General features: G+C 46.9%; 10 protein-coding genes. 3 read left to right on the forward strand and 7 right to left on the reverse strand.

All coding sequences use genetic code 11. From position 1 onward, the window contains the following. From uspE to rssA, 3 genes are all read left to right on the forward strand, one after another. Window positions 1-704, forward strand: a 704-nt coding sequence (uspE, locus tag ACLR2L_RS16840; protein ID WP_413369744.1) for a universal stress protein UspE, incomplete at its 5' end; no start/stop codon positions are given. A gap of 105 nt (window positions 705-809) precedes the next feature. Continuing rightward, window positions 810-1,748, forward strand: a complete 939-nt coding sequence (gene ttcA, locus ACLR2L_RS16845; RefSeq protein WP_413369746.1) for a tRNA 2-thiocytidine(32) synthetase TtcA — start codon at window positions 810-812, stop codon at window positions 1,746-1,748. 4 nt (window positions 1,749-1,752) lie between these two features. Further along, window positions 1,753-2,760 carry a patatin-like phospholipase RssA gene (gene rssA / locus ACLR2L_RS16850; RefSeq protein WP_413369748.1) on the forward strand — a complete coding sequence of 336 codons (1,008 nt, stop codon included), beginning with the start codon at window positions 1,753-1,755 and terminating at the stop codon, window positions 2,758-2,760. 45 nt (window positions 2,761-2,805) lie between these two features. Here rssA and ACLR2L_RS16855 read toward each other — a convergent pair whose 3' ends face one another. The 7 genes from ACLR2L_RS16855 to ACLR2L_RS16885 all read right to left on the reverse strand — a co-directional run. After that, entirely contained in the window at window positions 2,806-3,441 is a 636-nt protein-coding gene (locus ACLR2L_RS16855; protein ID WP_140957333.1) for a DUF2987 domain-containing protein, read from the reverse strand. Beyond that, window positions 3,438-4,229 (reverse strand): glucosaminidase domain-containing protein, encoded by a 792-nt coding sequence (locus ACLR2L_RS16860; RefSeq protein ID WP_413369750.1) that lies wholly within the window; start codon window positions 4,227-4,229, stop codon window positions 3,438-3,440. The genes ACLR2L_RS16855 and ACLR2L_RS16860 overlap by 4 nt, the downstream gene beginning before the upstream one ends. Beyond that, window positions 4,222-4,956: a hypothetical protein gene (locus ACLR2L_RS16865; protein WP_413369752.1), complete on the reverse strand. Its 735-nt coding sequence runs from the start codon at window positions 4,954-4,956 to the stop codon at window positions 4,222-4,224. The genes ACLR2L_RS16860 and ACLR2L_RS16865 overlap by 8 nt, the downstream gene beginning before the upstream one ends. A gap of 93 nt (window positions 4,957-5,049) precedes the next feature. Continuing rightward, window positions 5,050-5,676: a LysE family translocator gene (locus ACLR2L_RS16870; RefSeq protein ID WP_413369754.1), complete on the reverse strand. Its 627-nt coding sequence runs from the start codon at window positions 5,674-5,676 to the stop codon at window positions 5,050-5,052. 13 nt (window positions 5,677-5,689) lie between these two features. Next, on the reverse strand, window positions 5,690-6,415 hold the full coding sequence (cobB, locus tag ACLR2L_RS16875) for a Sir2 family NAD+-dependent deacetylase (RefSeq protein WP_413369756.1): 726 nt from the start codon (window positions 6,413-6,415) through the stop codon (window positions 5,690-5,692). Further along, the gene (locus ACLR2L_RS16880) at window positions 6,408-7,253 is read right to left on the reverse strand and encodes a sulfurtransferase (protein WP_413369758.1); all 846 of its coding nucleotides are present in this window, start codon (window positions 7,251-7,253) and stop codon (window positions 6,408-6,410) included. The genes cobB and ACLR2L_RS16880 overlap by 8 nt, the downstream gene beginning before the upstream one ends. Before the next feature lie 48 nt (window positions 7,254-7,301). After that, a partial coding sequence (locus tag ACLR2L_RS16885) for an AraC family transcriptional regulator (protein ID WP_413369760.1) occupies window positions 7,302-8,082 on the reverse strand: 781 nt, incomplete at its 5' end.

Consider the following 8,082-nt stretch of genomic DNA (forward strand, 5'->3'; position numbering starts at 1 on the left):
AGCAGCAAGTTTCAGAATACGGCGCAAACATCGCAGCTGTGGTGCAGTGGGATAACCGCCCCTACGAGGCCATTATTCGCCACGCAATCATCTCCAAGGCCGATATAGTGGTAAAAGCCACTCGTGCACATGATGATTTACGCTCAGTGATCTTTACCCCAACCGACTGGCACCTGGTAAGAAAATGCCCGACTCCCGTCCTGTTGGTTAAAGAGCACGGATGGCCGGCGGATGGCAATATTATTGCTGCGGTGAATGTGGGTACTGAAGATCGGGAACACGCGCAGCTCAATCACAAGATCACGGAAATCGCCCGAGACTACGCATCACTGCTCAGCGGTCATGTTCATTTGGCCAACAGCTACCCTGCTACTCCGCTTAATATCGCCATAGAAGTACCGGAGTTTGATCCTGAAAGTTACAATGCATCGGTAAAAAACCACCACCTTGAAGAGATGGAAAAACACAGTTCACGCTTCGGAATACCGTTAGATCGCTGTCATGTGAAAGAAGGTCTGCCAGAAAAGGTCATTCCATTTGTGGCCAAAACCATCGATGCAGAATTAGTGATCATAGGCACCGTTGGGCGAGTCGGGATTTCTGCGGCATTAATTGGCAATACTGCAGAACACGTTATTGATGAACTGAACTGCGATGTACTCGCCATTAAGCCTGACGGATTTGAGTCACCGGTAAGGGCTTAGCCCTTACCGGTTAGCCATATAATGTTTACAGAGCACGGTCGATTCTTCTAAGCGCCCGGTGTTGATGATACAATGCGGCCTGAGCAGTTACAGGTCGCCAGATTAATGAGTTTACAGGTAAATTCTCTGGGTACGCTTGCACCGTCCCAGTCCAAACAAAAGTACAATTTTAACAAGCTTCAAAAACGCTTGCGCCGCAATGTGGGCAAAGCCATCGATGACTTTGGCATGATTGAACATGGCGATAAAGTGATGGTGTGTCTATCGGGTGGAAAAGACAGCTATACCTTGTTAGACATTTTAATGTACTTACAGCGTATCGCCCCCATTTCGTTTGACATTGTGGCCGTTAACCTCGACCAGAAACAACCTGGGTTTCCCGAGCATGTACTGCCGGATTATTTAAAGACGCTGGGCATCGATTACCGTATTGTTGAAGAAGATACGTATTCCATTGTGAAAGACAAAATTCCGGAAGGCAAAACCACGTGTTCGCTTTGCTCACGATTACGCCGAGGCATTTTGTACCGAACGGCCACTGAACTGGGTGCAACTAAAATTGCATTGGGACACCACAGAGATGACATGCTGGAAACGCTGTTTTTAAACATGTTCCATGGTGGCAAGCTAAAGTCCATGCCGCCCAAGCTGGTAAGCGATGATGGCAAACATGTGGTGATCCGCCCGCTTGCCTATTGCGCCGAAAAAGACATTGAAAAATATGCTCAGGCAGTTGAGTTCCCCATTATTCCATGCAACCTGTGTGGTTCACAGGAAAACCTGCAACGCCAGAACATCAAAATGATGTTACAGGACTGGAACCGTCGGTTCCCGGGCCGCATTGAATCCATGTTCCGCGCTATCCAGAATGTCACGCCTTCGCATTTAGTAGACAGCAATCTTTACGATTTTAAAACCATCAAGGCTACAGGCGTTGCCTCTGATGACGGTGACATTGCCTTCGACAAACCCGATTTTAGTAGTCAGATGATCACCGACGATGTTGATGATAACGCCATTCAAATAGTTAACTTAACGGAATAAATTAATGAAAATTGGCATTGCACTGGGGTCTGGTGCAGCAAGAGGCTGGGCCCATATTGGCGTCATTCAGGCGCTGGAAAAACTGGGGGTTCGCATTGATGTAGTGGCTGGGTGTTCAATTGGTGCTTATGTTGGTGCAGCCTATGCCAGCGGCCATTTACAGGAACTCAAAGAGTGGGCCTGCTCTCTCACTGAGTGGCAAACGCTCAGTTTAATGGGTATTGGCATTCGACGAGGCGGTCTGGCAAGTGGTCAGAAGGTGTTTGATAAACTGGCAGCCGAATTCTGTGCGCCAACCTTTGAGCAAATGCAAAAGCCCTTTGCCTGTGTGGCTACCGATTTATACTCTGGGCGGGAAGTTGTGTTTAATCAGGGTGAAATTGGTAAATCTATCCAGGCGTCCTGTGCCATCCCCGCACTATTCTCCCCCATTAGTCATGAGGATCGCTGGCTGGTAGACGGTGCAGTGGTAAACCCTGTGCCAGTGAATTTATGCCGTCAACTTGGCGCCGACTTTGTTATAGCCGTGAATTTGAATGCCGATTTTCGACCGTTACAAATTGCCAGGGAAACCCAAAAGCACAAGCAAAACCAGGAAAAGAACGAGCATTTCTTTAAGAAAAGCCAGGATGTGGTTCGTCAGTGGTTTTCACCTGAAACCAAGGAAGAAAATACCAAGCAATCGCCTGGGATCCTGGGCGTAATGACGAGTTCGTTGGAAATTCTTCAGGCGCGGGTTACCCGCTCGAGATTAGCCGGCGAGCCACCAGATATTTTAATTGAGCCACCATTAACCGATGTAGGCCTGATGGATTTTCACCGGGCGACTGAGCTGTGTGAGACCGGAGAAAAAGTGATCCAGCGTCTCGCAGAGCAAATTCGCTATCAGCTGGTATTGGACGAGGTGTTACCAGCAGAACAAGTAGCAGCGCCGCTGGATGAGCAAATATCGGAAGAATCTGGTAATCCTGTTACTAAACAGGATGCCGTAACGAACGAAAAAGTCAGTTAAGTTAAGGGCGGATATTCCGCCCTTTTTCATCCGTCGTATTAAAGATTAACTTTTTGCAATCGCCGTAATACGCAGTGGTGCCTGAGGTAAAGTTATCCCTTTACCCTGTGCAAGCCAATCTTTATCAAGCATCAGCATGCCACCATTAATGCCATTGGTGCCTGGAATGGGCAGATTCAGCGATGGATCAGAAAAGCGAAATATAAGTCCGTTGACCGATGGCATCATAAATGACAAAAAACCACCCATTTCATTAAAGAATGCTTCGTATTGACGCGTGATAAAGGCCAGTTCGTCTGCGCTGTACTCGGTTTTAACGTATTGGGCCGTGGTTTCGATTTGCACCGACATATCACACAGATTGGCGGCTTCCTCCAAATCAATCAAAATAAAGGCATCAGCTAGGTTTAATGCACGTTCTTTGGGAACCAGGAATCGTTGTTCTTCACTCACGTCAAGTGGAATGGTTTGTTTTTGCGTGATGATTTGCGCACTGTTTATTTTACACAGGCGATCCTGCCCAACACGCATAAAACCAAAAGCAAATTGCAGCGCTGCCGTGTCTTCATCACCTATTTTATTAATGTGGCTATAAAAGCGCTTGTATTCAACTTCAATGGTCTCGGCATGAGATTGTGCCATAAAGACGCTCAAAATAAGCAAACTAAGAAAACGCGTCATTCGTTGATGTACTCCTGATTAAATCGAATCATATGCTGTAGTTCATTGACATAAGCGGCACCGCGCTCGGAATAACTCATCAGCCCTTCTGCAAGTGCCAGGCCTGTTACGGGAAGTTGCGCGCGTCTGAGTGAAGCGCGAATATGACGAAGCTCTTTATACGCGCTATGGCGATTAAGATTGCGCATGTAATGATACGTTGCGCGCGAAATGTTCTCAAACTTAGCGACTTCGTGCTTTTCTCCACTGGAACGGAGATTTGGTACAAATCCGCAGCCCTTTTTATAACACCAGAGACCGTAAAAATTATAGCCCTCGCTGGCAAACCGGGATGTGCCCCAGGCAGATTCATTTGCTGCCTGCATCAGCACCAGTTCAACAGGCAAAATATCAACGCGATTCAACAATAACTTAATTTGATCTTCAGTGCGTCTATTGTCGTCAATGCGATATTCTTTTATCAACCAGCTCAACCGTTTATCGTCTTCTCTGGTTAGGCCGTGTCCTGCATTCAATTTTCGTTGCAGCGTTTGCAGGTAGTGACGCAAACTCAGTAAATATTCATTTTGCTTTTCTACTTCAGGACGCAGGTAATTAAAAAACGCACGTTTCTTTTCGTTCGTGTCGCTGATAGCGGAAAAATCCGGTACCGGATTGGCGGCTTCTTTGGTTTCAGGGTAATCGAAGATATCAGGATCACGGCTAGCAGTTTTCCAGGCAAGGGCCACTGTGATCGCCATAACGGCAACCAGAATTAGCACAATTTTGCTGGTTTCCCGCTTATGCATCCAGTAAAGAATCCTGCGATGGTGGCTGAGACGTTATGTCTGATTGAGTACCAAATAAATCATTATAAAGTTGTCCCAGCACAAGGCTGTAAATTGGGCCGACCCAAAAAATAGCTAAGCCCATGGTTAAAAACACCAACGTGAATAACAATACAAACAAAATGAGTAGCAATAAAAACGGCAGCAGATAGCGGTTAACTACTTTGGCCGACAGAATAATTGACTGTATGACGCCTGCCCGTTGTTCAGCAAGTATCACAACTGCAAATTGGGTAACCAGATAGACGTAAATACCAGGCAAAATTAACAGCATAAAGCCAAGCTGCACCAGTAAACTGGTCAGTAGATTTAAGGTTACCAGAGCAAGGGTTAGCGAGAAGTACGCGCTCAACTCGGATACATCAGCCTGTTGGTTAGCCGACAACTTCACACCTAGCATGCGAAACCCCGCCAAAAGCGGTGACATGATCACCAGCATGATGATGTCTATCATGCCAACCGGACTGTTTTGCATACCCTCAACCGAGCTGGTATCAACATTGAATACTGACATTAATACCAATGTGCTCGCCACACCAATTAACAACAGCATACCAACGGCTTTGATAAAGGTTAGCAAATTAGACTTGTACAAGTCCTGACTGTTATTAAACAACGCTTTGAAATCAAATCGATATTCACCATTTAACGCGCGTTCGAGGTTACTTTTTCCTTGCTCAGGCTGCATAGTTTCCGACAAATATTATTCGTTACTGCTCTTGGCGCGCAGTATAACACCTGCACACAGCATCCCCAACCGGCTTCAGCTTATCCCACTGGTTCACAGCGTAACTAGCCTTACCGCCAAGCCAATAAGCACGACGCCCATCAACCTGTCGAGCCAGTAGCCCTTGTCTCCAATGAGCTTCACCACACTTGATGTGCTGAGCAAATACGACAACATGCAAAACCACAAGCCAGTTGCGACGGCCAGATAAATCCCATAAAGCGCTTTTACCGAAGTTGGCGTATCAACGTTAATAAATGCAGTAAATAATGATAAGAAAAATAAGGTGGCCTTTGGATTCAATCCATTTGTTAAAAAGCCATTGATCAAGGCTTTTTTCGGGCTCACTTGGGTTTGTTTTGCATCAGTACTGATGTTAGCCGACGAGTTTCCTGGTTTACTTTTCAACGCACCAAAGGCCAGATACAACAAGTACGCGGCAGACAAATAACAAATCGCAGAATAGAGCCAAGGCGTAGTTTTTATCACAACGCTCAGGCCAACCAGGGAGTAAGCCACATGTAATAGAATGCCCAGGCCAACGCCAACACTGGCGTACATAGCAATTCTGCGCCCGTGATTGACGCTGTATCGTACAATAATCGCAAAGTCCGGCCCCGGGCTGGCAACGGCGACCAGATGTACCAGTGCGATAGTAATAAATTCGCTTAGATATTCCATTAACTTACTCTAATCAGTTGAGGTATTGCTGAATAAACTGCGATACAAAGGCTGGCAGTGTTTCTCCCGCCGGACCGGTGATGCGCTGATCAAAAAAACGGTTTTGTTGACCCGGTTCCAGATTCATTTCAATGGTTTGCGCACCACTTTCTGCGGCTATGGACACAAAATTGGCAGCAGGATAAACCTGGCCTGAAGTACCCACCGCAATAAAAATATCTGCTTGCGCCAGCGCATCGATGATTGTATCCATGTGCATAGGCATTTCACCAAACCACACAATGTCTGGCCTGAGTGGTTCCGCTGGAATACAGCACCGGCAGCCGGTTGTATGATCAAAATCGTCATACCACATTCGCGATTGACCGGACGCACAACATCGCGCAGACAACAGCTCACCGTGCATGTGCAACACCCGTTCACTACCCGCTCTTTCATGCAGATCATCAACGTTTTGCGTCACTAACAGAAAGTGCTCACCTAAGCGCTGCTCAAGGTCTACCAATGCAAGGTGAGCGGCATTAGGCTTAACATCGGGAGACTGCAATTGTGCTCGACGTGCATTATAAAATCGGTATACCAGCGACGGATTGCGAGAAAAGGCCTCCGGTGTAGCTACGTCCTCTACCCGGTGATTTTCCCACAGACCATTGTTGTCCCGAAACGTTTTCAAACCGGACTCGGCAGATATGCCCGCGCCAGTTAGCACCACTACGCGTGGTAATTGTGGATTAGCCATGCTTTGTAACTACCGGGAATGTGTTACCCGCGCCCCACTCTGCCCATGAACCATCGTACACAGTAACCTGCTGAGCTCCACACTCCAACGCAGCCATTCCCACAATACACGCCGTAACACCGGAACCACAGGAACACAGTAACCGTTGTTCAAGGCGGATATTCGCATTAGAAAAATAGCTTTTGAGGGTGTCGGATGATGCCAGAGATTTGTTTGCAGTTAACAACTCAGTAAATGGTACATTGACTGCGCCTGGCATATGACCACTGCGTAAACCTGCACGCGGCTCAGCCACTTCACCATTAAATCTGGGCCGGCTTCTCGCATCCAAAATAGTAACATCAGGATTATCCAATGCATTGACTACACCATCAGAATTGCAGAACCAATCTGCTTGAGGTTGCGCCAAATATTGAACGGGCTCAATGCTTTCAAGTGATTTAAGCGACTGACTCACCGGCAATCCTTTGGCCTTCCAGGCTGGCATACCGCCATTAAGTACACATACCCGCTGATGACCGAGCGCTTTGAGCATCCACCACAAACGAGGGGCGCAAAACAAACCGTAATTATCGTACAGTAGCAAAGTAGTAGAAGCGGAAATACCAAGCCCACCCAGTAACGTGGCCATTGCTTGTGCAGATAACAGCGTATGAGGCAAATCACCGCAGTGATCACTGCCTTCGGCATCCAGGTCAATCTTAACCGCACCGGGTATATATCCGTCGCTGGCCGTGTCTTTTTCACCTGATACCGGATTGCTCATAGAAACCAGAACTACCTGAACATTGTTCAGCGTATCCTGGGAAATATCATCAACTGAAATAAACCGCTGCACTGCAATTCCTTACATTACGTGTATTGCATTGCAGTGTACCACTTTGTTCTATTTGAGTAATACCATGACTCGGTTTAATGACTGATTTAACGGGACATCCGGATAAAATCGAATTCGCTGAACTACGAGCGGACAATCAGCCATAACCTCGTTATTAGCAGGAATAAACTGGTCTATAAGGGTATGTGCTGCTTGCTGGATCAGATGATCGCCACCTTCAATATCCATCACGGCATAACGACCCGCTGGCAAGCTGGTTTTATATACTTTAGTGTCTGCCAGTAATGGCACAGCGCGAATAGCCTCGCACATAATATCGACTCTTACATCGCCGTGTGCTCCAAAAGGATCCTGCCAAAATGCGTTGTAGGTCCGACTGATAGACGGCGATAGCTTATGCTGCTGTCGCCACGCGATAAATTCCCTCACAGTAACCGGAATAGAAGACGGATTGCCTCTATGGGACATGGCATAAACCGCAACTGCGGGTAACGCTAAAATATGTGGCTCGTTGTGTTTCGCATTATCTGATTTGTTGTGTTGGTCTGTAATGCGTTGCAACGCTGCTAACGTTTCTATATGCGGTAAATTTTCTATTTTTATATGTCGCCGTTGAAAATCAGTAGGTGTAAAGCCGGTTACCCGCTTAAACGCGCGCCTGAAACTATCAGTACTGTTGTATCCACACAAAATGGCCACATCAGTAAAACGCAGTGACTGCCTGTAATGCAATAGGTAACAACCACGATGAATCCGCAATAGTTCCACTAATTTTCCGGGTGTCATACCGGTAAGCTTACTCACTTGCCGATGAAAATGCGTTTCGCTG

It is taken from the genome of Alteromonas sp. AMM-1 (assembly GCF_047290655.1).
In the GTDB taxonomy this organism is placed as follows: domain Bacteria; phylum Pseudomonadota; class Gammaproteobacteria; order Enterobacterales; family Alteromonadaceae; genus Alteromonas; species Alteromonas mangrovi.

Bases quoted from the DNA above. Each gene is read 5' to 3' on its own strand.
- ACLR2L_RS16855 (WP_140957333.1), bottom strand. From the start codon at position 3,441: ATGACGCGTTTTCTTAGTTTGCTTATTTTGAGCGTCTTTATGGCACAA.
- ACLR2L_RS16865 (WP_413369752.1), bottom strand. From the start codon at position 4,956: ATGCAGCCTGAGCAAGGAAAAAGTAACCTCGAACGCGCGTTAAATGGT.
- rssA (WP_413369748.1), top strand. From the start codon at position 1,753: ATGAAAATTGGCATTGCACTGGGGTCTGGTGCAGCAAGAGGCTGGGCC.
- ACLR2L_RS16860 (WP_413369750.1), bottom strand. From the start codon at position 4,229: ATGCATAAGCGGGAAACCAGCAAAATTGTGCTAATTCTGGTTGCCGTT.
- ttcA (WP_413369746.1), top strand. From the start codon at position 810: ATGAGTTTACAGGTAAATTCTCTGGGTACGCTTGCACCGTCCCAGTCC.
- ACLR2L_RS16870 (WP_413369754.1), bottom strand. From the start codon at position 5,676: ATGGAATATCTAAGCGAATTTATTACTATCGCACTGGTACATCTGGTC.
- cobB (WP_413369756.1), bottom strand. From the start codon at position 6,415: ATGGCTAATCCACAATTACCACGCGTAGTGGTGCTAACTGGCGCGGGC.